This window comes from Aeromonas allosaccharophila (assembly GCF_016026615.1).
Taxonomy (GTDB): Bacteria; Pseudomonadota; Gammaproteobacteria; order Enterobacterales; family Aeromonadaceae; genus Aeromonas; species Aeromonas allosaccharophila.
In genome coordinates, this window is record NZ_CP065745.1 from 4,173,447 (window position 1) to 4,197,500 (window position 24,054).

22 protein-coding genes and 1 tRNA gene (1 of these 23 cut by a window edge) are annotated in these 24,054 nt (G+C 57.9%); 12 read left to right on the forward strand and 11 right to left on the reverse strand.

What is annotated here, in order from left to right; all coding sequences use genetic code 11:
* Window positions 1-115: 115 nt before the first annotated feature.
* Complete coding sequence (locus tag I6G90_RS19195) at window positions 116-1,279, reverse strand: multidrug effflux MFS transporter (protein WP_197928771.1); 1,164 nt, start codon at window positions 1,277-1,279, stop codon at window positions 116-118.
* A gap of 238 nt (window positions 1,280-1,517) precedes the next feature.
* On the opposite strand from I6G90_RS19195, the gene rdgB reads away from it, so the two are divergent.
* Both rdgB and hemW read left to right on the forward strand, forming a co-directional pair.
* Window positions 1,518-2,114 carry an RdgB/HAM1 family non-canonical purine NTP pyrophosphatase gene (gene rdgB, locus I6G90_RS19200; RefSeq protein ID WP_005340539.1) on the forward strand — a complete coding sequence of 199 codons (597 nt, stop codon included), beginning with the start codon at window positions 1,518-1,520 and terminating at the stop codon, window positions 2,112-2,114.
* A 90-nt stretch (window positions 2,115-2,204) separates the two neighbouring features.
* Window positions 2,205-3,350 carry a radical SAM family heme chaperone HemW gene (gene hemW / locus I6G90_RS19205; RefSeq protein WP_197928773.1) on the forward strand — a complete coding sequence of 382 codons (1,146 nt, stop codon included), beginning with the start codon at window positions 2,205-2,207 and terminating at the stop codon, window positions 3,348-3,350.
* Window positions 3,351-3,489: 139 nt separating this feature from the next.
* Here the strand turns inward: hemW and I6G90_RS19210 are convergent, their stop codons facing one another.
* Window positions 3,490-3,729: an alternative ribosome-rescue factor A gene (locus I6G90_RS19210; RefSeq protein ID WP_232254379.1), complete on the reverse strand. Its 240-nt coding sequence runs from the start codon at window positions 3,727-3,729 to the stop codon at window positions 3,490-3,492.
* Window positions 3,730-3,928: 199 nt separating this feature from the next.
* Window positions 3,929-4,384 carry a Zn(2+)-responsive transcriptional regulator gene (zntR, locus tag I6G90_RS19215; RefSeq protein WP_005341244.1) on the reverse strand — a complete coding sequence of 152 codons (456 nt, stop codon included), beginning with the start codon at window positions 4,382-4,384 and terminating at the stop codon, window positions 3,929-3,931.
* Between the two features lie 416 nt (window positions 4,385-4,800).
* On the opposite strand from zntR, the gene purH reads away from it, so the two are divergent.
* The 4 genes from purH (at window position 4,801) to I6G90_RS19235 (ending at window position 8,983) form a co-directional block, all read left to right on the forward strand.
* On the forward strand, window positions 4,801-6,393 hold the full coding sequence (gene purH, locus I6G90_RS19220; RefSeq protein ID WP_197928775.1) for a bifunctional phosphoribosylaminoimidazolecarboxamide formyltransferase/IMP cyclohydrolase: 1,593 nt from the start codon (window positions 4,801-4,803) through the stop codon (window positions 6,391-6,393).
* A 114-nt stretch (window positions 6,394-6,507) separates the two neighbouring features.
* On the forward strand, window positions 6,508-7,794 hold the full coding sequence (gene purD, locus I6G90_RS19225) for a phosphoribosylamine--glycine ligase (protein WP_197928777.1): 1,287 nt from the start codon (window positions 6,508-6,510) through the stop codon (window positions 7,792-7,794).
* A 276-nt stretch (window positions 7,795-8,070) separates the two neighbouring features.
* The gene (locus I6G90_RS19230) at window positions 8,071-8,445 is read left to right on the forward strand and encodes a cytochrome b562 (RefSeq protein ID WP_042656319.1); all 375 of its coding nucleotides are present in this window, start codon (window positions 8,071-8,073) and stop codon (window positions 8,443-8,445) included.
* Window positions 8,426-8,983, forward strand: coding sequence for a cytochrome b/b6 domain-containing protein (locus I6G90_RS19235; protein WP_197928779.1), 558 nt, complete (start codon window positions 8,426-8,428; stop codon window positions 8,981-8,983). The genes I6G90_RS19230 and I6G90_RS19235 overlap by 20 nt, the downstream gene beginning before the upstream one ends.
* A gap of 164 nt (window positions 8,984-9,147) precedes the next feature.
* Here the strand turns inward: I6G90_RS19235 and I6G90_RS19240 are convergent.
* The 5 genes from I6G90_RS19240 to rpsU all read right to left on the reverse strand — a co-directional run bounded on the left by I6G90_RS19240 (window position 9,148) and on the right by rpsU (window position 14,041).
* Window positions 9,148-9,224, reverse strand: a tRNA-Ile gene (locus tag I6G90_RS19240).
* Window positions 9,225-9,411: 187 nt separating this feature from the next.
* Window positions 9,412-11,268, reverse strand: coding sequence for an RNA polymerase sigma factor RpoD (rpoD, locus tag I6G90_RS19245; RefSeq protein ID WP_005340563.1), 1,857 nt, complete (start codon window positions 11,266-11,268; stop codon window positions 9,412-9,414).
* Between the two features lie 222 nt (window positions 11,269-11,490).
* Window positions 11,491-13,278 (reverse strand): DNA primase, encoded by a 1,788-nt coding sequence (gene dnaG, locus I6G90_RS19250; RefSeq protein WP_111807551.1) that lies wholly within the window; start codon window positions 13,276-13,278, stop codon window positions 11,491-11,493.
* A gap of 88 nt (window positions 13,279-13,366) precedes the next feature.
* On the reverse strand, window positions 13,367-13,810 hold the full coding sequence (locus I6G90_RS19255) for a GatB/YqeY domain-containing protein (RefSeq protein WP_005349081.1): 444 nt from the start codon (window positions 13,808-13,810) through the stop codon (window positions 13,367-13,369).
* Window positions 13,811-13,825: 15 nt separating this feature from the next.
* A complete protein-coding gene (rpsU, locus tag I6G90_RS19260; protein ID WP_005309452.1) occupies window positions 13,826-14,041 on the reverse strand; it encodes a 30S ribosomal protein S21 in 216 nt (71 codons plus the stop codon).
* A gap of 179 nt (window positions 14,042-14,220) precedes the next feature.
* Here rpsU and tsaD point away from each other — a divergent pair, with 179 nt between their 5' ends.
* On the forward strand, window positions 14,221-15,234 hold the full coding sequence (tsaD, locus tag I6G90_RS19265) for a tRNA (adenosine(37)-N6)-threonylcarbamoyltransferase complex transferase subunit TsaD (protein WP_197928781.1): 1,014 nt from the start codon (window positions 14,221-14,223) through the stop codon (window positions 15,232-15,234).
* 250 nt (window positions 15,235-15,484) lie between these two features.
* Here the strand turns inward: tsaD and I6G90_RS19270 are convergent, their stop codons facing one another.
* Both I6G90_RS19270 and aspA read right to left on the reverse strand, forming a co-directional pair.
* Entirely contained in the window at window positions 15,485-16,804 is a 1,320-nt protein-coding gene (locus I6G90_RS19270; RefSeq protein ID WP_042063057.1) for an anaerobic C4-dicarboxylate transporter, read from the reverse strand.
* Window positions 16,805-16,930: 126 nt separating this feature from the next.
* Window positions 16,931-18,373 carry an aspartate ammonia-lyase gene (gene aspA / locus I6G90_RS19275; RefSeq protein ID WP_042063058.1) on the reverse strand — a complete coding sequence of 481 codons (1,443 nt, stop codon included), beginning with the start codon at window positions 18,371-18,373 and terminating at the stop codon, window positions 16,931-16,933.
* Window positions 18,374-18,815: 442 nt separating this feature from the next.
* On the opposite strand from aspA, the gene I6G90_RS19280 reads away from it, so the two are divergent.
* Window positions 18,816-19,295: an FxsA family protein gene (locus tag I6G90_RS19280; RefSeq protein WP_197928783.1), complete on the forward strand. Its 480-nt coding sequence runs from the start codon at window positions 18,816-18,818 to the stop codon at window positions 19,293-19,295.
* Window positions 19,296-19,341: 46 nt separating this feature from the next.
* On the opposite strand, the gene I6G90_RS19285 is transcribed toward I6G90_RS19280, so the two are convergent.
* A complete protein-coding gene (locus I6G90_RS19285) occupies window positions 19,342-20,676 on the reverse strand; it encodes an MATE family efflux transporter (protein WP_232100279.1) in 1,335 nt (444 codons plus the stop codon).
* Window positions 20,677-20,936: 260 nt separating this feature from the next.
* Between I6G90_RS19285 and I6G90_RS19290 the strand changes: the two genes are divergently transcribed.
* From I6G90_RS19290 to I6G90_RS19305, 4 genes are all read left to right on the forward strand, one after another.
* The gene (locus I6G90_RS19290) at window positions 20,937-21,230 is read left to right on the forward strand and encodes a co-chaperone GroES (RefSeq protein WP_005340573.1); all 294 of its coding nucleotides are present in this window, start codon (window positions 20,937-20,939) and stop codon (window positions 21,228-21,230) included.
* Window positions 21,231-21,273: 43 nt separating this feature from the next.
* On the forward strand, window positions 21,274-22,908 hold the full coding sequence (gene groL, locus I6G90_RS19295; RefSeq protein WP_042063066.1) for a chaperonin GroEL: 1,635 nt from the start codon (window positions 21,274-21,276) through the stop codon (window positions 22,906-22,908).
* A 101-nt stretch (window positions 22,909-23,009) separates the two neighbouring features.
* On the forward strand, window positions 23,010-23,510 hold the full coding sequence (locus tag I6G90_RS19300; RefSeq protein ID WP_197928785.1) for a molybdopterin-binding oxidoreductase: 501 nt from the start codon (window positions 23,010-23,012) through the stop codon (window positions 23,508-23,510).
* A gap of 23 nt (window positions 23,511-23,533) precedes the next feature.
* Window positions 23,534-24,054: the 5' portion of a putative bifunctional diguanylate cyclase/phosphodiesterase gene (locus I6G90_RS19305; protein WP_197928787.1), read on the forward strand. Its footprint extends 1,411 nt past the window's final position; the window shows 521 of its 1,932 coding nt (coding positions 1-521); it begins with the start codon at window positions 23,534-23,536; its stop codon lies off the right edge, out of view.

Sequence of the window (24,054 nt, forward strand, 5' to 3'; positions counted from 1 at the left end):
CGAGTGAGTGGGGTTGCCATCGCAGCCGGGCTGCCGGATGGCCATACGCTGTAAAGTCGATACAAACGAGAAGGGGGCCGATGGCCCCCTGAGTGTGCTCATCAGAGCACAGGATTTATTGCAAACACAAGCGGCGTCCGCGACGGGTCATCAGCATCACCAGGGGCGGCAGCAGTAGCCACATATGCAGCGCCAGTTGGCTGAGCGGGTCGTCCATCAGGGCGCCGGTCAGGCCAACCAGCGCGCCGGAGCCGCTCATCTGGAACAGGCCGAGCAGAGCGGCGGCCGTACCGGCGCAGTGGCCGAACGGTGCCAGCGCCATCCCGGCGGCAGAGCCCAGAATCATGGCAAAGCCGATGCTGGAGAGGAACACCGGCCCCATCATCGCCAGCGGATGTTCGATGTGCATCGCCAGGGTCAGGGCGATGGCTGAGAGCATCAACACCAGCAGGCCGATGCGCAGGGTGCGTCTTGGCCCCACCTTGGCGATAAAGCGCGGCGCCATAAAGCAGGCCAGAATGTTGAGCGCGGCGTTGGCGGTGAACCAGTAGCTAAAGCCGCTCATATCCAGCCCCAGTTTCACCATCAGTTGCACCGGTGCAGCGGTGACATAAGCGAGGATCACCGCCATCGCCAGCATGCACAGCGCCGCGTTGAACAGGAAGCTGGGTGAGCGCAGCACCGGGCTGTAGCGGGACCAGCTGATGAGGGCCCCTTCGCTATGGGTCTCCTCCGGGCGAGTCTCCGGCATCCGCCACATCAGCCAGCTGCCGACGATGAGCGCATAACCGGCCATAAACCAGAAGTTGGCAGACCAGCCCGCCTTGGCGGTGAGCCAGCCACCGAGCAGGGGGGCCAGCGCAGGAATAAAGCAGATGGCGCCATTGAGGTAGGAGATCATCTGGCCGCTCTTCTTCGGGCCGTAGCTGTCACGCACTACCGAGAAGGCGGCCACCGAGGTGGCGCAGGCGCCGAAGCCCTGCAGCACTCGCGCCAGCATCAATTCGCCGAGGCTGGCGGCAAAACCGGCCCCCAGCGCGCTAAGGCCATAGAGCAGCACGCCGCCCAGGGCGATGGGCTTGCGACCGTAGCGATCGGCCAGCGGGCCAACAAGCAGTTGCCCCAGCCCCATGCTGAACAGGAACCAGGTGATGGTGCCCTGCATCAACGTCACTTCGGCGCCCAGCTGCTCGGCCATCTGCGGAATGGCGGGCAGGTAGATGTCGATAGCCAGCGGACTGAACAGCACCAGTAGTACGAGCAAAAGTATCAATGGCATCTGTCACCTCTTTAGTCAGCCAGGTTAATGAATTGGGGCGCGAGTCTACTGACTCACAGTAATGAATAGAAATGGTATTTAATCACTTTGGTTATTCCATTATGGAAACATGTATTAAAAAGCCGGTTATTCCCTGCAATGGATTCCCCCGTAACCGCACGGCTGCGGGCGTAATTGGCGCTTTTACTAAACGCTTGCGCCGCATAGAATGCGCAGATTATTTTTGCGGAGGTGCTCGATGAACAAGCTTGTCCTGGCAACAGGTAACCAGAAAAAGGTGAAGGAATTGGCCGCCATGCTGGCCGATATGAAGATCCAGGTGATCCCACAGAGCGAGTTTGCGGTCTCCGATGCCGATGAGACCGGCACCACCTTCGTCGAGAATGCCATCATCAAGGCCCGCCATGCCGCCCGCATTACCGGCCTGCCCGCTGTTGCCGATGACTCCGGTCTGGAAGTCGATCTGTTGCAAGGGCGCCCCGGCGTCTACTCCGCCCGTTTTGCCGGTGTGGGTGCCGGTGACAAGGCCAACATCGAGAAGCTGCTCGGCGAGCTGCAAGGTGCCCCCGAGTATCTGAAGAGCGCCCGCTTCTGGTGTGTGCTGGTCTATATGCGCCACGCCGACGATCCCACCCCCATCATCTGTCAGGCTAGCTGGGAAGGGATGATCATCGACGAGCCGCGTGGTCAGCACGGGTTCGGCTATGACCCGGTCTTCTTCGTGCCGGATCACGACTGCACCGCCGCCCAGATGCCCGCCGAGCTGAAGAACCAACTCAGTCATCGCGGTCAGGCGCTGGCCAAGCTCAAAGCGGCGCTGGCTGCTGCGCACTGAGTCACTTCGCCACCTTGTCGGTTACACACGGTCAATTACACATAGTCATCTACAATGGGGGCCTTGAGCCCCCGTTTTATTGGAAGCCCCATGCTGCAACTGCCGCCGCTCTCTCTCTATATTCATGTGCCCTGGTGCGTCCAGAAGTGCCCTTACTGTGACTTCAACTCCCATGCCCAGAAGGGGGAGTTGCCTCACCTCGAATATGTCGCCGCCCTGCTGGAGGATCTGGATCAGGATCTGAAGTGGGCGCAGGGGCGGCCGCTCTCTTCGATCTTTATCGGCGGCGGCACTCCCAGCTTGCTGACGGTGGAGGCGATGCAAGCCTTGCTGGACGGGGTGCGGGCCCGCATTCCGCTCACCGCAGATTGCGAGATCACCATGGAGGCCAACCCGGGCACGGTAGAGGCGGACAAGTTCGCCGGTTTCCAGCGCGCTGGCATCAACCGCATCTCCATCGGGGTGCAGAGCTTCCAGCAGGAGAAGCTGACCCGTCTCGGCCGCATTCACGGCCCGGAAGAGGCGCGCAAAGCCGCGGCACTGGCCCACGCCATCAAGTTGCCCACCTTCAATCTGGATCTGATGCACGGTCTGCCGGATCAGAGTCTGGATGACGCCCTTTATGACCTGCAGCAGGCCATCGACTGCGCCCCGCCGCACCTCTCCTGGTATCAGCTCACCATAGAGCCGAACACGGCCTTTGCCTCCAAACCGCCCAAACTGCCGGAAGATGACACCCTGTGGGACATCTACGAGCAGGGTCACGCCATGCTCACCGCCAGCGGTTATCGCCAGTACGAGATCTCGGCTTATGCCAAAGAGGGCTACCAGTGCCATCACAACCTCAACTACTGGCGCTTTGGTGACTATCTGGGGATTGGCTGTGGCGCCCATGGCAAGGTGACTGATCTTGCGGATCAGCAGATCCTGCGCACCGCCAAGGTGAAGCATCCGAAAGGGTATCTGGACAAGAGTCGCCCCTATCTGGACGAGCAGTGGCAGGTGACGGCAGACGATCTGCCGCTCGAATACTTTATGAACCGCTTCCGCCTGTTTGAACCGGCCCCCAAGGCGGAGTTCGAGGCCTATACCGGCTTGCCGCTGGAGCGGGTCGAGACAGTGCTCGCCATCGCCCGGAGCAAGGAGCTGATCGACGATCTGGGAGAGAGCTGGCAGCTCACCTCCCTCGGCCATCGCTATCTGAACGTATTGCTCGAACTCTTTATGGATGAGTGAAAATGGGTTCACGCTCTGGCTGCGAAGCCGTGATCAAGGTTTATGTACTGCTCGGAAGCCAGTTTTGGCGAACAGTGTTTCGAGATAACAATCAGGACGCTATTGGCGCCCTGATTGTTTTTGGTCGGTAGAAACCCGCTCAGCAGCAGACGCGGATCATCTGCTGTTGGCCGGGCTCCCACCGCTTGCCGAATTTGGCCTTGCGCTGGTAACTCCCCTTGCCCTTCTTGTTGCGCTCGACCCGGCTGCGAAACAGGGGATCGGAGAGCAGGGCGTGCAGATGGTTATCCTTTATCTCGCCGCGCTGATGGGCATAGTTGCCCCCTTGCGCATGCTCCTCACGGGGGAGGACGGGTTGGTCGACCCGAATCTTGGCCATAATGGCTCCTCGTATTGCTTTTGCTGTGTTGACGCTTGTGTCTGGATGGCTGTTTTCGCGACGGGCGCCTGTTCAGGTGAGTGCCCGGCAACCGGATGCACTGGCACCGGTTAAAAACGCGGCAATTTTGTCACCAAATCGCCGCGGGAGCAATGCGTCGGGCGCACCGAGTCAGCCACACTAAGCCAGCCACGTCATGTCAGCCGTGAACCGGGTCATGCTGGTCGTGGCTATGATGCTCGTGATGGGCCGGGGCGCCAGATTCCAGCGTCTCGAGGATGGCGCAGTGCTCCGCCGAGCGGGGGCCGCCGCAGCAGATGTTGGAGAGCTCGCGCAGGTTGTCGCGAAAGCGGGTCAGCTCGATGATCTTCTGCTCCACCTGGGCCAGCTTGGTGTCGGCCACCGCTTTCACCTCCTGACAGGTGACTTTGGCCTTGTTGGTATCGAGGTCGAGCAGCTCGCCGATGTCGGCAAGCGAGAATCCCACCGACTTGGCGCGAATAATGAACTCCAGCCGCCGCTTGTCCTGTTCGCTGTAGAGGCGGTAGCCGGATTCGTTGCGGATCCCCGGTGAGATAAGCCCGTTCTTCTCATAAAAACGCAGGGTATCTGCCTTGACCCCGCACGCCTTGGCCAGTTCACCGATCCGATACATGCTCTCTCTCCCCCTGGATGTATGCCGCAACAAAAAACCGGAATCCACTATCGCCCCTTTGCCACTGGATTGCCAGCCAAGGGCATAAAAGGGGCAGATAAACATCTCCTTGCGGCCCTTTTTTCCATAAAACACTGAAAGTGAAAACGTTTCGAGGAAATCAAGTGGAAAACGTTTAACGCCGCGCCAAATAAGGCTTTGCTGTTTCAAAAAATCCACCACAGGTCACATTTTTTGTGTAGAATACGCGCCCATAACAGAGCGCTGCGTCAAGCGGGCATTTCCTAAAACGCTTTTGCCGGTTTTCGGGGCGAGAGTAGTTTGTGAAATCCCCCACTTCCATTTATTTGGGGACTCTCTGTGTTGAGCCTCGCCTCCCATGGAACGGTCCCCGTTATGTTGAGGACGATAGTGTGATGGAACAAGCTCGACCCATTCGCCGTGCACTGCTGAGTGTGTCTGACAAAACTGGCATTCTGGAATTTGCCAAGGCACTCAACGAGCGTGGTGTTGCCCTGCTCTCCACGGGCGGTACCGCCAAGCTGCTTGGCGAGGCGGGTCTGCCGGTGACCGAGGTCTCCGACTACACGGGTTTCCCTGAAATGATGGATGGCCGGGTCAAGACCCTGCATCCCAAGGTTCATGGCGGCATCCTCGGCCGTCGGGATCAGGATGACGCCATCATGGCCCAGCACGCTATCTCCCCCATCGACATGGTTGTCGTCAACCTCTACCCCTTCGCCGCGACAGTGGCCAAAGCGGGCTGCACCCTGGCCGATGCGGTCGAGAACATCGACATCGGCGGCCCGACTATGGTGCGCTCTGCTGCCAAAAACCATAAAGATGTCGCGATCGTCGTCAAAGCTGCCGACTATGCTCGGGTTATTCGCGAAATGGATGCCAACGGCAACAGCCTGAAACTGGCGACCCGTTTCGATCTGGCCATCGCCGCGTTCGAGCATACCGCCGCCTACGACGGCATGATCGCCAACTACTTCGGCACCATGGTTCCTTCCTACGGTGACAACAAGGAAGGTGACGAGGAGTCCCGCTTCCCGCGCACCTTCAACAGCCAGTTCATCAAGAAGCAGGACATGCGTTACGGCGAAAACAGCCATCAGGCCGCCGCCTTCTACGCCGAAGAGCATGCTGCGCCGGGTTCTGTCTCCAGCGCAACCCAGCTGCAGGGCAAGGCGCTCTCCTACAACAACATCGCCGACACTGACGCCGCGCTGGAGTGTGTGAAGGAGTTCAGCGAGCCGGCCTGCGTCATCGTCAAGCATGCCAACCCCTGCGGCGTGGCCATCGGTAGCGACCTGCTGAGTGCCTACGATCGTGCCTACCAGACCGACCCCACCTCGGCCTTCGGCGGCATCATCGCCTTCAACCGCGAGCTGGATGGCGCTACTGCGGCAGCCATCGTGGCCCGCCAGTTTGTCGAAGTGATCATCGCCCCGAGCGTCAGCCAGGAGGCCCGCGACGCGGTCGCCGCCAAGCAGAACGTGCGTCTGCTCGAATGCGGTCAGTGGACTGCTCCGGCGCAAGGCTTTGACCTCAAGCGCGTCAACGGCGGCCTGCTGGTGCAGGAGCGGGATCTCGGCATGGTGACGCTGGGCGACCTGACCGTGGTCAGCAAGCGTCAGCCGACCGAGGCCGAACTGCAAGATCTGCTGTTCTGCTGGAAAGTGGCCAAGTTCGTCAAATCCAATGCCATTGTCTACGCCAAAGATGGCCAGACCATCGGCGTCGGTGCCGGCCAGATGAGCCGCGTCTACTCCGCCAAAATCGCCGGTATCAAGGCGGCGGATGAAGGGCTGACCGTGGCGGGCTCCGTGATGGCCTCCGATGCCTTCTTCCCGTTCCGCGACGGTATCGATGCTGCCGCGCAGGCCGGTATCTCCTGCGTGATCCAGCCGGGTGGCTCGATGCGCGATCAGGAGGTGATCGATGCCGCCGACGAGCACGGCATGTGCATGGTGTTCACCAACATGCGCCATTTCCGTCATTGATGGGTCAGGGGCTGCCGACGGCGGCCCTTTTGTTGTCTCTTTTCAACTGACTATTTCCACTGGCTGACGGCCCGGGTGGCCGTCCAGTGACCACAAATAGAAGCGAGCGATACGATGAAAGTACTGATCATTGGCAACGGCGGCCGTGAACATGCCCTGGCCTGGAAGGCCAAACACTCCCCGCTGGTACGCCACGTTTTTGTGGCGCCGGGCAACGCAGGTACCCAGCTTGAACCGGGTGTCGAGAACGTCGCCATCGAGGCGACCGATATCGAAGGGCTGCTGGCCTTTGCCAAAGAGAAGCAGGTCGGCCTCACCATCGTTGGGCCGGAAGCACCGCTGGTCAAAGGGGTGGTCGATGCCTTCCACGCCGCCGGTCAGCCTATCTTTGGCCCGACCGCTGCCGCAGCCCAGTTGGAAGGCTCCAAGGCCTTCACCAAGGATTTTCTGGCCCGTCACGCCATCCCGACTGCCGAGTACCAGAACTTCACCGAAGTGGAGCCAGCACTCGCCTATCTGCGTGAGAAGGGCGCCCCTATCGTCATCAAGGCCGATGGTCTGGCGGCGGGCAAGGGGGTGATTGTCGCCATGACCTTGCAAGAGGCGGAAGACGCGGTGCGCGACATGCTCTCCGGCAATGCCTTTGGCGAAGCGGGCTCCCGGGTGGTGATTGAGGAGTTTCTGGAAGGCGAAGAGGCGAGCTTCATCGTCATGGTCGATGGCGAGCACGTGCTGCCGATGGCCACCAGTCAGGATCACAAGCGGGTTGGCGACGGTGATACCGGCCTCAACACCGGTGGTATGGGGGCTTACTCCCCGGCACCGGTGGTGACCGCCGAGGTACATCAGAAGGTGATGGCGCAGGTGATCATGCCGACCGTGCGCGGCATGGCGGCCGAAGGCAACGTCTACACCGGTTTCCTCTACGCCGGCCTGATGATTGACGGCGCAGGCAATCCCAAAGTGATCGAGTTCAACTGCCGCTTTGGCGATCCCGAGACCCAGCCCATCATGCTGCGGATGCAGTCCGATCTGGTGGAGCTCTGCCTGGCTGCTTGTGCAGGCAAGCTGGATCAGAAAGAGGCCATCTATGATCCCCGTGCTGCTATCGGCGTGGTACTGGCGGCGGGAGGCTATCCCGGCGATTACAGCACCAATCACCCCATCAGCGGCTTGCCGGTGGATGAGGTGGCGGGCGAGAAGGTGTTCCATGCTGGTACCCGTCTGGAAGGCGATACCAGCCTGACCCAGGGTGGCCGTGTGCTGTGCGCAACCGCCCTCGGCCACACTGTGGCAGAAGCCCAGCAGCGTGCCTATCAGCTCGCTGGCCGTATCAAGTGGGATGGCGTCTTCTACCGCAAGGATATCGGTTGGCGCGCCATTGCTCGCGAACAGGAGTAACTGACGCAAGCCATTGGCCCGCTGATCCAGACCCCGCTGCGGCGGGGTTTTTTGTCCCTGTTTACCGCTTTCAACCATCCTCTTGCCGCGCGTCACCAGTGCTTAATCCGTTACCAAGTGCAAACAAGCACGGCATACCTGTCACTATTTGCCACAAAAAACAGCATTTTTCACAAACATTTCACTGCGAGTCATGGCATCATGCCCTGATGAATTCTTGTTGGGATTCATAAGTGCCCCTAACAATTCGAGCATGTCGTTATATAAGGAAATCCCATGTTGAAAACCGTTCGCCCCCTGCTGCTGCCCCTGATGTTTGGCCTGATGACCCTGCCTGCCGTGGCGGGTGATCTGGAACAGCCGATGAAGAAGATTGGCTTCAACTACAAGCAGGCCGTCAAGGCTGATGATGCAGCCACCATGGAGCAGCACATCAACGAGATGAAGGCCCAGCTGGATGTGGCCAAGCAGAAGAACATGCCAGCCGCCAAGAAAGAGAAGTTCCTTGAAGGGATGAACGAGGTACAGACCGAGCTGGACGCCAGCCTGGCCGCACTCAAGGCGGGTGATGAGGCCAAGGCGCGCGAGCATCTGGCCAAGGTCAACGACCTGAAGAAGGAGTACCACAAATATGCCAAGCAAAAAGGGTGAGCCCTTTCGCTGGGATCCACTGGTTCGCCTGACCCACTGGGGCTTGGCGGCGATCTGCATCGGCAACCTCTGGGTTAACGAAGCGGGCGAGGAGTGGCACGAGTGGTTGGGTTACGGCGCCATTGGGCTGGTTTCCTTGCGTCTGCTCTGGGGGCTCACCTTCGCCCGTGGCTACGCCCGCCTTGGCGCCCTCATCCCCAGCGGTGAGGATTTTCGCCAGCAGGCGCGCGAGATGCGTGAGCGGCAGCCTCCGGCACCGGGTCATCATGGCAGCGGCAAGCTGGCCGTGTGGGCACTCTGGCTGGTCGTGCTGGCCACCGCTGGCAGCGGCTGGTTTCAAAATACCGAGATGGGTTTTGAACTGGGCGCCGACGAGTGGCATGAGTGGTGCGTGGTGGCGTTGCAGGGGTTGGTTGGTCTGCATCTGCTGGCCATTGTCTTCACCTCCTGGCGTCAGCGCAGCAATCTGGTCACCCGGATGCTGCCTGCCATCGGGCGTCGCTCATCCATCCAGAGCGGCAGCAACGAGCAAACCTGAGGCTCAGCATTAGGCTCCTTGTCTCTGAGTGAGGCGCCTGATCCGGACCCTGCCCAGACCCGCCCATGGCGGGTCTTTTCTATGGCCTCATCGAGTTCATCACTGGACATTGCTCTATCCGCAGATGCAAAAAGGCCGCTCATGATGAGCGGCCTTTTTTAATTTGGTGGCCCCTGGGGGACTTGAACCCACGACCAATCGATTATGAGTCGACTGCTCTGACCAACTGAGCTAAGGGGCCAAATTGTGCGTTTAGCGGCGTGGATTATAGGGGAAGAGGAAAGGGCAGTCTATAGGCATATCAACCACTTGGCGACTAATTGTCCAGCTTGATAGAGGGTGCAAAGCGGGTCGCAAGGGTAAATGCCAGACAAAACAAAGCCCCGCATGGCGGGGCTTTGGCAGAGCAGTTTGACACAGGGTCAGGACTATTCGTCCAGGAAGCTGCGCAGCACTTCCGAGCGGCTCGGGTGGCGCAGTTTGCGCAGTGCCTTGGCTTCGATCTGACGAATACGCTCACGGGTAACGTCGAACTGCTTGCCCACTTCCTCGAGGGTGTGGTCAGTGTTCATGTCGATACCGAAACGCATCCGCAGCACCTTGGCCTCGCGGGCGGTCAGGCCAGCCAGCACTTCGCGGGTGGCGTTGCGCAGGCTTTCGCTGGTCGCCGCATCCGCTGGCAGAGCCAGGGTGGTATCTTCGATAAAGTCGCCCAAGTGGGAATCTTCATCATCACCGATGGGCGTCTCCATGGAGATAGGCTCTTTGGCGATTTTCAGTACCTTGCGGATCTTGTCTTCCGGCATGCCCATGCGCATGGCCAGCTCTTCCGGGTTCGGTTCACGACCCATCTCCTGCAGCATCTGACGGGAGATACGGTTGAGCTTGTTGATGGTCTCGATCATGTGTACCGGGATACGGATGGTACGGGCCTGATCCGCGATGGAGCGGGTAATGGCCTGACGGATCCACCAGGTTGCATAGGTCGAGAACTTGTAGCCACGACGGTATTCAAACTTGTCTACCGCCTTCATCAGACCGATGTTGCCCTCCTGGATCAGATCCAGGAACTGCAGACCACGGTTGGTGTACTTCTTGGCGATAGAGATAACCAGACGCAAGTTGGCCTCAACCATCTCTTTCTTCGCACGGCGGGCTTTGGCCTCACCGATGCTCATGCGACGGTTGATATCCTTGATCTGGGCAATCGACAGACCGGTCTCTTCTTCAATCTGCTGCAGCTTGCCGATGGCGCGCTGAATATCCTCGTCCATTTCAACCAGACGGGGAGACCAGGCTTTGCCTGCCTGCTTCTGGTATTCAAACCAGGCAGTTTCACACTCGTTATTGGTGAAGGCCGCGACGAAGGTTTTCTTCGGCATCTTGGCCTGCTCAACGCAGAGCTTCATGATGATGCGTTCCTGCACGCGGACGCGCTCCATCATCTCGCGCATGTTGTTGACCAAGCGATCGAACTGCTTGGGCATCAGGCGGAATTGACGGAATACATCGGCCAGCTGGGCGATGGCTGCCTGGGTATCTTCGTGCGCGCGACCATTCTTCTGAATGGAGAGGCGGGTCACTTCATACTGGGCACGCAGTTCGCCGAACTTCTCGCGAGCGACTTCCGGATCCGGACCACCGTCACCGTCATCGTCAGAGCTGTCGCCATCTTCGTCTTCGTCTTCTTCGTCCTCTTCATCTTCGTCGGCCAGATCGTCTTCGCCGAGTTCGGAACCGATGTGCGTGGCGGTAGGTGCCATGTCTTCGGTTTCGTTCGGATCAATAAAGCCAGAGATGATGTCAGAGAGACGCAGCTGCTCGGCTTCGTACTTGTCGTACTGTTCGAGCAGGTAAGTAATTGCTTCAGGGTACTCGGCTACGGAGCTTTGTACTTGGTTGATACCGTCTTCGATCCGCTTGGCGATGTCGATTTCGCCTTCACGGGTCAGCAGTTCGACGGTACCCATTTCCCGCATGTACATGCGGACGGGATCGGTCGTGCGACCAATCTCAGATTCAACAGATGCCAGAGCCTGGGCCGCTGCTTCGGCAGCGTCCTCATCGGCGGTACCACCTTCAGCCATGATAAGGTCATCGGCATCCGGAGCGTTTTCAACCACTTGAATGCCCATATCGTTGATCATCTGAATGATGTCTTCGATCTGGTCTGAATCGACAATGTCTTGCGGGAGGTGATCGTTCACCTCGGCATAGGTCAGGTAGCCCTGTTCTTTACCTTTGGCAACGAGGAGTTTAAGCTGAGACTGCGGGGTTTGCTCCATAGAACTCATCCGGTTGGTGTTGCTAGGTTGCGCGTACAGTGCGCTGCTGCGCAAATAGCCAATTCTAATAGAAAACCGCCAGACATGCTATGTCTGGTTGCGGCGTCGGTCATGAGAAACCCCTGCCCGCAGTATTGTCGGGGCCAGGCGGTTATAAAATTTTTGCTTTTCATCCCGTCGATTCGGGCAACGCTATCCATATTGGGACTAATCACTCAAATATCAAGCCCCACCCTCATTTCTTTTCTCAATTTGCACCTCTCTTATCAGCATCATCAGCTCTTGGGTTTCTTCGGAGCTTAGTCCTTCCTGAGCCACTTTGGCCTGCAATTCTTCGATCCGCTGTTTCAGAAACTGGTTGATGAAGCCGACGAAGGTATCCTGCAATTCTCCCAGAATATCCGGCTCCTGATCGAGTTTGATCTCCTCGAACAGGTCGTGCATGGCCAGCTGAGCAAGGATCTCTCCCTCCTTGGTACCACGCCAGTGTTCCAGCAGGATACCGGTGGTGATACCGGGCTGTGCCAGGATCTGCTGGTGCAGTTGCAGCAGGAACTTGATGCCCTGTACGCGCAGCCCGGCTAACTCCGGCATAGGGGGAAGCTCGGCCGTTACCGCCGGATATTGCACCATCAGCGCCAGTGCCCTGCGCAGCGGCGTCAGCTTGGCAGCCTTGGGTTTGTTGACCTCGGCCTTGGGTTGGCTGTTGCGGGCAAAGAGCTCGGCGATGCGCTGCTTGTTCTCACCCCAGCGCATCATGCTGGAGAGGCGGGTAATCAACCCTTCGCGGGTAAACCCTTCCGGTACGCGGCGAATAAGCTCGGCGGCCTTGTTAGCCACTTCGAACTTGCCAGCCTCACCCGAAAGTGCCGCATCCCGGCCGAGACGCTCGAACATGAAGTCGGCGAATGGCTGGGCTTCATCGAGCAGGGCTTCGAAGCCATCCTTGCCGATCTGGCGTACCAGTGAGTCGGGATCCTCACCATCGGGCAGGAACACGAATTTGAGTTCACGGCCATCCTGCAGATGAGGGAGGGCGTTATCCAGCGCCCGCCAGGCGGCTTCACGACCGGCGTTGTCGCCGTCGTAGCAGCAGACCACCTCGGCGGTGGTGCGAAACAGGGTGTGGATATGGTCGCTGGTCGTTGCAGTGCCCAGCGCCGCCACCGCATAGTCGATGTCGTATTGACCGAGTGCCACCACATCCATATAGCCTTCCACCACCAGGATCCGGCGCGGATCCTTGTGTGCCTGCTTCACTTCGTAGAGACCGAACAGCTCTCGCCCTTTATGGAAGATGGGGGTCTCCGGCGAGTTCAGGTACTTGGGCGTGCCATCACCCAGCACCCGGCCACCGAAACCGATAACCCGGCCACGCTTGTCGCGGATCGGGAACATGATGCGATCACGAAAGCGATCATAGCTGCCTGGGCCATTGTCACGGGTGATCAGCATGCCGCCCGAGATGAGCAACTGCTCGTGATCCCGGCTGGCACCAAAGCGGCGGCGCACCTGATCCCAATCGCTGGGGGCATAGCCAATATTGAATCGTTTGACCACTTCACCGGTCAGACCGCGCCCTTTGAGGTACTCCACCGCATGGGGAGCACTCTTGAGATTGCTCTCGTAGAAGCGGGCGATCTGGTTCATCAGCTCGAACAGATCCTTGCTGACGGCGGGCTGGCTATTGGCCGAGCCGCCGATGCTTTGCTCGCGAGGCACCTGCATGCCCTGCATGCTGGCGAGCTCTTCGATGGCATCGGGAAATTCGAGACCGTCGTACTCCATGACAAAGCCGATGGCGTTGCCGTGGGCGCCACAACCGAAACAGTGGTAGAACTGCTTCTCCTGGCTGACGGTAAAAGAGGGGCTTTTTTCGTTATGAAAAGGGCAGCAAGCCTGGTAGTTCTTACCGGCTTTTTTCAGCCGCACTCGCGAGTCGATCAGCTCGACTATGTCTGTGCGTACGAGCAGATCGTCGATAAAGGATTGGGGGATCCTGCCTGCCATAACCGTCCTGTTTCATTGCGGAGAAAATAAAAAAGCCGCGCATTCCAAGGGAAGCACGGCTTCTTCGACCAAACAAGAGAGTTGCCTGTTACGCCAAGCGGGTTTTCACCTGAGCACTGACGGCGCCGACATCGGCACGCCCCTGAATTTTCGGCTTCAAGACAGCCATGACCTTGCCCATATCAGCCATGACGGCAGCACCACTTTCAGTGATGGCTTGCTCGATCAGAGCGGCAATTTCATCTGCGGTCAGCTGTTGCGGCAGGAATTCCTGCAACACAACGATCTCGGCGGACTCTTTGTCGGCGAGATCCTGGCGACCGGCAGCTTCAAATTGGCTGATGGAATCGCGTCGCTGTTTGACCATTTTGGTCACGACAGCGAGGATATCCTCATCATTCAGCTCGATACGGGTATCGACTTCACGTTGCTTGATTTCTGCCATCAACAGGCGGATCGCTCCCAGACGTGCCTTATCTTTGGCAAGCATGGCGAGTTTTTGTTGATCCTTCAGTTGATCCTTCAGAGACACGGCAATATCTCCCGATTAGTACAGGCGGATACGACGTGCGTTTTCGCGAGACAGCTTCTTGGCGTGACGCTTAACAGCAGACGCTTTGGCGCGCTTACGAATGGTAGTCGGCTTCTCGTAGAACTCACGGCTACGAACTTCGGACAGGATACCGGCTTTTTCGCAAGAACGCTTGAAACGACGCAGAGCAACGTCAAACGGCTCATTTTCACGGACTTTGATTACTGGCATGTGCCTTTCACCTCAGTGATAAATTGTTAGCTGACCTTCAATCGATCAGCATGTCTTAAAATGGTGCGAAATTATACTCTGGACAGGGAATGAAAGTAAACCCGCAGAGATCGCTCTGGTTTAAAAAACCCGCGAAGGTTACCATAGCCGTCTCATTTTAGCAGTGAAATTTTTTAGCAATGCGTGTATTGGGCATAGAGACATCCTGTGACGAAACCGGGATCGCGATCTTCGACGATCAAAAAGGGATCCTTTCCCATCAGTTATACAGCCAGGTCAAGCTGCATGCGGACTACGGTGGCGTCGTCCCCGAGCTCGCCAGCCGGGATCACGTTCGCAAGACGATCCCGTTGATCCAGGCCGCATTGCAAGAGGCGGGACTGGGCAAAGATGACATCGACGGCATCGCGTATACCGCGGGCCCGGGTCTGGTTGGCGCCATTCTGGTGGGGGCGACCATTGGCCGCTCGCTGGCGATGGCGTGGAACAAGCCGGCCATCGCCGTCCATCATATGGAAGGCCACCTGCTGGCCCCCATGCTGGAGGAGAAGGCCCCCGAGTTCCCCTTCGTGGCGCTGCTGGTCTCCGGTGGTCACTCCATGCTGGTGCGGGTTGACGGCATCGGCAGTTATCAGCTGTTGGGGGAATCCATCGACGATGCCGCCGGCGAGGCGTTCGACAAGACCGCCAAGCTGATGGGGCTGGACTACCCGGGCGGCCCGCTGCTCTCCCGTCTGGCCGAGAAGGGCACCACCGGACGTTTCAACTTCCCCCGTCCGATGACTGATCGACCGGGGCTCGATATGAGCTTCTCCGGCCTCAAGACCTTTGCTGCCAACACCATCGCCGCCAACGGTGATGATGAGCAGACCCGTGCCGATATCGCCCGGGCATTTGAAGATGCGGTGGTCGATACCCTGGCCATCAAGTGCCGCCGTGCGCTGAAAGAGACCGGTCTCACGCGTCTGGTGGTCGCCGGTGGCGTCAGTGCCAACCGTCATCTGCGTGCCCAGCTGGCCGAGCTGATGGAGAGTCTCAAGGGTGAGGTGTTCTATCCGCGCACCGAATATTGCACCGATAACGGCGCCATGATTGCCTACGCCGGTATGCAGCGCCTGAAAGCGGGCGTGTTTGAGCCGCTGGCGGTCAAGGCCGTGCCGCGCTGGCCGCTGGATACCCTGGATCCGGTCTGATCCGCAGGATCCCGCCTTCTGGTGTGGTGGTGAGTATCAGGGTGGCCTACGGCTCCTGCAATTCGGCAGCGGCGGTTATAGTGCCGCTGGCACGCTGGCACGCTGGCACGCTGGCAGCTGTAGCCGTGGTTGAGCCATCCGGATAAGGCGTCGGGTCTGTTGCTGGCAGACAGCAAAGCACAGAGTTAAGAGATAAAAAAATCCCCGCCAGTTGGCGGGGATTTTTTTTGGCTATCGGCAGGCGATGCGATTACAGCAGGATGCCGCCGAAGAAGAAGCCCAGCGCCACGGCGATGGCGATGGTGGCGGTGCCCGGTACGAAGAAGGGGTGGTTGAACACCGCTTTACCGATACGGGTGGAGCCGGTGTCGTCCATCTCTACCGCGGCCAGCAGGGTCGGGTAAGTCGGCAGTACGAACAGGGCGCTTACGGCTGCGAAGGAGGCAATCGCAGTCAGCGGGCTGACACCCAGTGCCAGTGCGGCAGGCATCAGGGCTTTGGTGGTGGCGCCTTGTGAATAGAGCAGCATGGCAGCGAAGAACAGCACCACGGCCAGCAGCCAGGAGTACTGGTTCAGCAGGTCGCCAGCGATCAGCTGGATGGTGTCCATGTTGCCTTTTACGAAGACGTTACCCAGCCAGGCGACACCCAGCACACAGATACAGGCGGACATACCTGACTTGAAGGTCGGCATGTTGGTCACCTGGGTGGCGTCCAGTTTGCACACCAGAGTCATGATGGTGGCAGCAGCCAGCATGATGCCCATGATGGCGCCGTCACGGGGGATCGGCGGGTTGGCGATCAGGCCCACTTTACCGGAGATGGCAGTGGCATAGGCCATGACAGCTACGATGGCAGCGATGAAGATCCAGACAGAAACCTTGGCGTAAGGTTTCAGCTCAAGCTTGGTAGTACCACGCAGTTTGATCAGGCCCTTGGCTTTACGCTCCAGATAGACTTCGTCCTGATCCAGCGGCTTGCCCATCATGTTGGCAATGAAGGCGCCCAGGATACAGGCCAGGAAGGTAGAGGGGATGCAGATGGCCAGCAGGGTCAGGTAGTCAACACCGAACGGCTCGAGCATGCCGGAGAAGGCAACCACAGCGGCAGAGATCGGGGAGGCTGTGATGGCGATCTGGGAGGCGACAACTGCGATGGAGAGCGGACGGGATGGGCGGATCCCTTGCTCTTTGGCCACTTCAGCGATAACCGGCAGGGTGGAGAAGGCGGTATGACCGGTACCGGCCAGCATGGTCATCAGATAGGTGACGACCGGGGCGGCGAAGGTGATGTATTTGGGGTTCTTGCGCAGCGCTTTCTCTGCCAGGGAGACCAGGTAGTCCATCCCGCCAGCCAGTTGCATACAGGCGATGGCGCAGATGACGGACGCAATGATCATGATTACATCCCAGGGGATGTAAGTGACCAGTTGGTCGCTCGGGATGGGCATGCCCAGACCCCATGTCAGTACCAGTACCCCCAGACCACCGGCAAAGCCGATGCCGATGCTGCCTATCCGGGCCCCCAGATAGATAGCGGCGAGCACGACAAGTAACTCGATTCCAATCATAGCGATAACTCCATTTTTTAGTTTTTTGGTTTTTATTTGGCAAAAAGCCAATTCCCGATCGGGCTGGGGATAAAGACCAATCGGGAACTGACTTTATGGGCCGGGAAGATCCCGGCCCATACTCGCTTATACGGCAGCTTCGCGGGTGAAACGCTTGGCTTTGTATTGCGGGTTCATCAGGTTCTCGATGGAGAGAATTTCGTCCAGTTGCTCGGCGCTCAGCAGGCCGCGCTCCAGAACGACTTCGCGGACGTTCTTGCCGGTCTGGGCACAGATCTTGCCGACGATGTCACCTTCGTGGTGGCCGATGAAGGGGTTCAGGTAGGTCACGATACCGATGGAGTTCAGCACGTGGTTCATGCAGATTTCCGGGTTGGCAGTGATACCTTCCACGCACTTCTCGCGCAGGGAGATACAGGCTTTTTCCATCAGGCTCAGGGATTCGAACATCGCCTGACCAATCACCGGCTCCATGACGTTCAGCTGCAGCTGACCGGCTTCGGCGGCGAAGGTGATGGTGATGTCGTTACCGAACACCTTGAAGCAGGACTGGTTGACCACTTCCGGGATAACCGGGTTGACCTTGGCTGGCATGATGGAGGAACCCGCCTGCATTTCCGGCAGGTTGATCTCTTTCAGTGCCGTGCGCGGGCCGGAGGAGAGCAGACGCAGGTCATTACAGATCTTGGACATTTTCATGGCCAGACGCTTGATGGCGCCGTGCAGCATGACGTAGGCGCCACAGTCGGAGGTCGCTTCGATTAGATCTTCTGCCGGCACATAGGCACGACCGGTGATCTCGGCCAGACGCTTGATGGCCAGCTCGGAGTACTCGGGCGGGGTGTTCAGACCGGTACCGATAGCGGTAGCGCCCAGGTTCACTTCCAGCAGCAGCTCCTGGCAACGCTTGATGGACTTGATCTCTTCACGCAGGGTGACGGCGAACGCGTGGAACTCCTGACCCAGGGTCATCGGAACCGCATCTTGCAGCTGGGTACGGCCCATCTTCAGGATGTTTTTGAACTCTTCAGCCTTGGCATCGAATGCCGCGATCAGGTGCTCCAGCGCGTGCAGGGTCACATCGGTGCTGTTGACTACCGCTACGCGGAAACCGGTCGGGTAGGCATCGTTGGTGGACTGGCACTTGTTGACGTGGTCGTTCGGGTTGATGACGTCGTAACGACCTTTCTCCAGACCCATGATTTCCAGGGCGATGTTGGCCAGTACTTCGTTGGTGTTCATGTTGACGGAGGTGCCGGCACCACCCTGGTAAACGTCGACCGGGAACTGATCGAAGCATTTGCCGGTGTTCAGCATCAGGTCGCAGGCTTCTACGATCTTGTCAGCAATTTCAGGACGGATGGTACCCAGTTCGCCGTTTGCCAGCGCAGCCGCTTTCTTGGTCAGAACCATACCGCGGACGAATTCCGGAACGTCAGAAATCTTCTGAGAGCTGATCTTGAAGTTCTCGACAGCGCGCAGTGTGTGCACACCGTAGTAGAGATCATTGGAAACTTCTTTGGTGCCCAGCAGGTCTTCTTCAATGCGGACGTTCTTGATGTCGCTCATTGTAATGCCTCAGAAATCAGATAAATGGAAAAATCCTCACCGAGTGGTCGCGAGTTCCTTGCGCACAGCTCATCCTGAAGCACCACACATCGAGTGGGGCGGTAGGGAGAATGACCTCCCGAAAAACTAATCAATATACTACTCCAATTGAGGTATCGGTTATTAGAGGTGGATCACTAAATTTGAGACATTTTCAAATTACTTTGAGGAAAGTACACATATGTTATGACGCTTTTATCATGATGATTATTATAAATTTTTGTGAATTTTTGCCGGTTTTTTAGATGGTTGCTGACGCAGGTGTCATTTGGGAGGCTTGAAAAGGGCAGGGAAGACCCCACTTATTCAGGGTAAAAGTGGTGATGATGCGATGAACGCATCGCGCGTGGGCCGCCTTGTGAAGGGCACCACTTTTTCTCAATTTACCGGTGCTGGAGTGGATATGGGCAAGTTTTTTCTGTTGTTGGTGGGTCTGGTGGTACTGGAGCTCACCGTGATGATCGAGGTCGGCTCAGTGATTGGGGCGCTGCCGACAGTCGGCTTGCTCATACTGACCGCGGTATTGGGCTCCTCACTGGTGCGAAGTGAAGGGATCAAGACCCTGTTCAGTGCCCAGCAAAAGATGCAGATGGGCGAGATGCCGGGCCGCGAGGTGATGGGTGGCATGATGCTGGCGTTGGCTGGTTTGCTGCTGATTATCCCGGGTTTCGTGACCGACATTTTCGGTGTGCTGTTGCTGCAACCCTGGCTGCGCAACAAACTGGCCGACAAGCTGATCGGCAGCAGCCAGTTCCGGATGCAGATGGGGGGTTTCCAGCAGGGAACACAATCGCCGTTTGGCAACGCGCCGTCAGATGATCATCTGGGTCACGCCAAGCAGGGCGGTACCACCATCGAAGGCGAATTTGAGCGCAAAGAGTGAGCGTAAAGAGTAATCGACGAGACGAAAACCCGAGGCGAGTGACTGATCAGGGTTTGCCCTGATGGCACAGCGCTTCGAAGCGGTGTCGGGCATACCACCACGCGAGGGTGCCCGCCGCCAGATTGGCCAGCAGTATCCCCAGATAGATCCCCTGTTCTCCCCCCAGCTTTGCCCCCAGCCAGGCTCCTGGCAACAGAAAACCAAACAGTCGTAATCCGTTGAACAAGAACGAAATACTGGATGCTCTGACGCCATTGAGTGCCGAGGCCAGTAGCATCACCATACCCTGAAAGCCGTAACCGATCGGCACCAGATGCAGATAGAGAATAATCAGGCGAATGACCTGCGGATGATCGCTGAACAGATTGGCGATCAGCGGTGCTAGCAGCCAGGTCAGGCCATAGATGGCGAGCTGGAACAGCAGGGCGAAACGCATGCAGCTTTGCAGCGCGGCCTTGGCGCGGGCCGGATTGCCGGCGCCGCAGTTTTGCGAAATGAAAGGGGCCAGTACGGAGGCGAGGGCCATCATCACGATCAGCAGCAGCGCCTCGACCCGCGATGCGGCGCCGTAAGCGGCCACCACCTCGGTACCCAGGCCCGCAAAAATCGTCATCAGCACCGCGTTGGCCAAGGGGTTGAGCATATTGGTAAAAGAGGCGGGGACGGCGACATGGAGCAGCGATCGCCAGTGGTATAGCAACCGCGCTCGCGGCGAGAGGCGCCAGAGCAGCAAGCCTTCCCGATGGCGCAGGATATAGAGGCTGACCAGCATCGCCATCAACCAGGAGATAGAGGTCGCGATGGCGGCCCCGCGGATCCCCCATTCGGGAAAGGGGCCGATGCCGAAGATCAACAGAGGATCCAGCACCCCGTTGACCAGCCCGGCCACCGCCATCACCAGACTGGGAGTTTTGGTATCGCCGGTCGCCCGGATGGCGGCATTTCCCACCATGGGCAGTACCAGCATGGGGACGGTGAGATACCAGATCAGCATGTAGTCATGGATGAGGGAGATCAGCTCGGCACTGGCGCCCAGCAGGGTAAACAGCGGTGTGATGGTGAGGGCGCCGCCCGTGGAGAGCATGGCCACCATGATCACCGCCAAAAACAGACTGTCGGTGGTGAGGTGGGCCGCCTCATCGTGTTTGCCCTGTCCCAGGGTGTGACCGATCACTGCTGACAATCCGGCGCCCAATCCCATCGCCAGCGAGGTGACCACAAAGGTGACCGGAAAGGTAAAGCTGATGGCGGCCAGTGCCTGGGTGCCCAGCATGCCGATAAAAAAGGTGTCGACCAGATTGAAGGCCAGAATGGCGATGATGCCGAAGATCATGGGGCCCGTCATCTGGCGCAGTACGACCGGGATAGGGGCTGTCAGCATGGGGTTGGTGCGGGTCAATGGCTCGTCTCTACAGCTGGCTTTGAAGGTTCTGGCATGGAAAACGGGCGGTGTGAACCGACCTTGCACCAGGGTGCGGACATGGGTGAACCATCGAAGATATTCATAGTACGTGAAAAAATTTTTTTTGTATTTGCCCTTGAAGGGTTAGCAACTCTGCCCCACATCAGGGACATATCTAATTTGGCCTGGAACGGCCATTCCTCAAAGCAACAATGAGACTCATTTTGGGAGAGTTATCGATGAAAATTCGTCCACTGCACGACCGCGTCATCATCAAGCGCATCGAAGCTGAAGCCAAATCTGCCGGCGGTATCGTCTTGACTGGTACTGCGGCCCAGAAGTCCACCCGTGGTGAAGTGCTTGCCGTGGGGACTGGTCGCATCCTGGATAATGGCGAAGTCAAAGCGCTGGCCGTGAAGGTTGGTGACAAGGTTATCTTCAACGAAGGCTACGGTGTGAAGACCGAGAAGCTGGATGGTCAGGACGTCCTGATCCTGTCCGAAACCGACATCCTGGCGATTGTCGAAGAGTAATCCATCCTCCTTTTCCCCGAATTGATTTAAGGATTGAAGAAAAATGGCAGCTAAAGACGTTAAGTTTGGTAACGAAGCCCGCATCAAGATGCTGGAAGGCGTAAACATCCTGGCTGATGCCGTCAAGGTGACTCTGGGCCCAAAAGGCCGCAACGTGGTGCTGGACAAGTCCTTCGGCGCCCCGACCATCACTAAAGATGGTGTGTCTGTTGCGCGTGAAATCGAGCTGGAAGACAAGTTCCAGAACATGGGCGCCCAGATGGTCAAGGAAGTGGCTTCCAAGGCGAACGATGCCGCCGGTGACGGTACCACTACTGCAACCGTTCTGGCTCAGGCTATCGTCAACGAAGGTCTGAAAGCCGTTGCCGCCGGTATGAACCCGATGGATCTGAAGCGCGGTATCGACAAGGCCGTTGTGGCTGCGGTTGCCGAGCTGCAAGCGCTGTCCCAGCCGTGTGCTGACAGCAATGCTATCGCTCAGGTGGGCACCATCTCCGCCAACTCCGACGAGAAAGTGGGCAAGCTGATTGCGGAAGCCATGGACAAAGTGGGTCGCGATGGCGTCATCACCGTTGAAGATGGTCAAGGTCTGGAAGACGAGCTGGCTGTTGTCGAAGGTATGCAGTTCGACCGTGGCTACCTGTCCCCCTACTTCATCAACAAGCAAGAGACCGGTTCCGTTGAACTGGACGACCCGTTCATCCTGCTGGTTGACAAGAAAGTCTCCAACATCCGCGAAATGCTGCCGGTGCTGGAAGGCGTTGCCAAAGCTGGCAAGCCGCTGCTGATCGTTGCCGAAGACGTTGAAGGCGAAGCACTGGCGACTCTGGTTGTCAACACCATGCGCGGTATCGTGAAAGTGGCTGCCGTCAAGGCACCGGGCTTCGGTGACCGTCGCAAGGCCATGCTGCAGGATATCGCCGTACTGACTGGTGGTACCGTCATCTCTGAAGAAGTTGGCATGGAGCTGGAAAAAGCGACGCTGGAAGATCTGGGTCGTGCCAAGCGCATCGTCATCACCAAAGAGAACACCACCATCATCGATGGCGTGGGTGATGCCGCTGTGATCGAAGGCCGTGTTGCCCAGATCCGTCAGCAGATTGAAGATACTTCTTCCGATTACGACCGTGAGAAGCTGCAAGAGCGCGTAGCCAAGCTGGCTGGCGGTGTTGCCGTGATCAAGGTTGGCGCTGCCACCGAAGTCGAGATGAAAGAGAAGAAAGCGCGCGTGGAAGATGCCCTGCACGCTACCCGCGCCGCTGTTGAAGAAGGTGTGGTTGCCGGTGGTGGTGTGGCGCTGGTGCGCGTAGCTGCCAAGCTGACTGGCCTGCGTGGTGACAACGAAGACCAGAACGTGGGGATCAAGGTTGCCCTGCGCGCCATGGAAGCTCCGCTGCGTCAGATCGTGATCAACGCTGGTGAAGAAGCCTCTGTCATTGCCAACGCAGTGAAGAACGGCGAAGGCAACTTCGGTTACAACGCTTACACCGAGCAGTATGGCGACATGCTGGCCATGGGTATCCTGGATCCGACCAAGGTGACCCGTTCTGCCCTGCAGTTTGCCTCTTCCATCGCCGGTCTGATGATCACCACCGAGTGCATGGTCACCGAACTGCCGAAGAAAGATACCCCTGCCATGCCTGACATGGGCGGCATGGGTGGCATGGGCATGATGTAATCATCCTCCTTGCTCTGTTTGAGAAACGGCTCGCCCAAGGCGAGCCGTTTTTTTATATCTGACTAAACTGAGTCTGTTGAGACAGCAAATTTGGGGGCAATATGAAGATGTTTGGTTGGCTGACGCTACTGTGCTCATTGGTCATTATGCCAGTTATGGCTGATGAGACACTGACCGGGCCGGTGATCCTGAAAGTGGGTGGCAACATCAGGTCGACAGATGAAGTTGATGGCAAGGTATTGTTTGATCTGGCCAAACTGCAGGCACTGCCGCAACATGAGATAGTGACCGGCAATCCCTGGGTCGATAAACCTCACAAATACAGAGGCCCGAAACTGGCCGATGTATTGGCTGCGGTCGGGGCGGATGGCAAGACCATTACGCTGACGGCGCTGAACAGTTTCCAGATCCGCATTGAATGGGACAAGGTCGCCAAATATGACCCTATCCTTGCATGGGAAGACAATGGCGCTGTCATGCGGGTGCGTGACAAGGGGCCGCTCTGGTTTATGCTGCCTCTTGATCAATATCCGGAATTGAAGCGATCCGAATATACCGACATGATGATCTGGCAACTTGATTTGATAGACATTCAGCACTGATAAAAACTGCACGGGAGCATGGGGTGAAAGGAAAGACCAGGGCGTGGCCACTGCTCGTCATTCTGTATGTATCCATCCTGTCGTTTACCGGGAGCACCCTCTATTGCCTGATGCAGATCCAGAATGCGACCAGAGCGATGGAGAAATATACCTACGATGTCTCCTGGGCGCTGATGCAGTTGCAGTTGGAGCTCGGCCGTTTCCTCAATGCGGTCGAGGTCTATCACTATGGCGGGATTGATCATGACACCTTGATGCTGCGTTATGACATTCTCTGGAGTAGAACGCCCATCCTGTTGAGCGGTCAGCTGCGCAAAAGCATGCAGGACAAGCAGAAAACCTTGCGTCTGGTGCAGCTGATTGAAACCAATATTCGCCAAATAGAGCCTGATATCACCAAGTTGCAGAGCGGGGCGCCCGATTATCAGCAGATCATGATGCGCCTTGCCCCGCTGCAAGAGCCGCTCTCCTACTCCCTCGCTTCTGTGATGCAGAAGAACATCAACGTCTATTCCGAGAACGATCGCCATTTTGGTCAACTACG

Excerpts from the sequence above, each read along its gene's own strand:
- tsaD (WP_197928781.1), top strand. The coding sequence starts at position 14,221 with ATGCGTGTATTGGGCATAGAGACATCCTGTGACGAAACCGGGATCGCG.
- purD (WP_197928777.1), top strand. The coding sequence starts at position 6,508 with ATGAAAGTACTGATCATTGGCAACGGCGGCCGTGAACATGCCCTGGCC.
- rpsU (WP_005309452.1), bottom strand. The coding sequence starts at position 14,041 with ATGCCAGTAATCAAAGTCCGTGAAAATGAGCCGTTTGACGTTGCTCTG.
- I6G90_RS19280 (WP_197928783.1), top strand. The coding sequence starts at position 18,816 with ATGGGCAAGTTTTTTCTGTTGTTGGTGGGTCTGGTGGTACTGGAGCTC.
- rdgB (WP_005340539.1), top strand. The coding sequence starts at position 1,518 with ATGAACAAGCTTGTCCTGGCAACAGGTAACCAGAAAAAGGTGAAGGAA.
- groL (WP_042063066.1), top strand. The coding sequence starts at position 21,274 with ATGGCAGCTAAAGACGTTAAGTTTGGTAACGAAGCCCGCATCAAGATG.
- I6G90_RS19290 (WP_005340573.1), top strand. The coding sequence starts at position 20,937 with ATGAAAATTCGTCCACTGCACGACCGCGTCATCATCAAGCGCATCGAA.
- purH (WP_197928775.1), top strand. The coding sequence starts at position 4,801 with ATGGAACAAGCTCGACCCATTCGCCGTGCACTGCTGAGTGTGTCTGAC.
- I6G90_RS19235 (WP_197928779.1), top strand. The coding sequence starts at position 8,426 with ATGCCAAGCAAAAAGGGTGAGCCCTTTCGCTGGGATCCACTGGTTCGC.
- I6G90_RS19300 (WP_197928785.1), top strand. The coding sequence starts at position 23,010 with ATGAAGATGTTTGGTTGGCTGACGCTACTGTGCTCATTGGTCATTATG.
- I6G90_RS19285 (WP_232100279.1), bottom strand. The coding sequence starts at position 20,676 with ATGCTGACAGCCCCTATCCCGGTCGTACTGCGCCAGATGACGGGCCCC.
- aspA (WP_042063058.1), bottom strand. The coding sequence starts at position 18,373 with ATGAGCGACATCAAGAACGTCCGCATTGAAGAAGACCTGCTGGGCACC.
- I6G90_RS19210 (WP_232254379.1), bottom strand. The coding sequence starts at position 3,729 with ATGGCCAAGATTCGGGTCGACCAACCCGTCCTCCCCCGTGAGGAGCAT.
- I6G90_RS19195 (WP_197928771.1), bottom strand. The coding sequence starts at position 1,279 with ATGCCATTGATACTTTTGCTCGTACTACTGGTGCTGTTCAGTCCGCTG.
- dnaG (WP_111807551.1), bottom strand. The coding sequence starts at position 13,278 with ATGGCAGGCAGGATCCCCCAATCCTTTATCGACGATCTGCTCGTACGC.
- zntR (WP_005341244.1), bottom strand. The coding sequence starts at position 4,384 with ATGTATCGGATCGGTGAACTGGCCAAGGCGTGCGGGGTCAAGGCAGAT.
- I6G90_RS19270 (WP_042063057.1), bottom strand. The coding sequence starts at position 16,804 with ATGATTGGAATCGAGTTACTTGTCGTGCTCGCCGCTATCTATCTGGGG.
- rpoD (WP_005340563.1), bottom strand. The coding sequence starts at position 11,268 with ATGGAGCAAACCCCGCAGTCTCAGCTTAAACTCCTCGTTGCCAAAGGT.
- hemW (WP_197928773.1), top strand. The coding sequence starts at position 2,205 with ATGCTGCAACTGCCGCCGCTCTCTCTCTATATTCATGTGCCCTGGTGC.
- I6G90_RS19230 (WP_042656319.1), top strand. The coding sequence starts at position 8,071 with ATGTTGAAAACCGTTCGCCCCCTGCTGCTGCCCCTGATGTTTGGCCTG.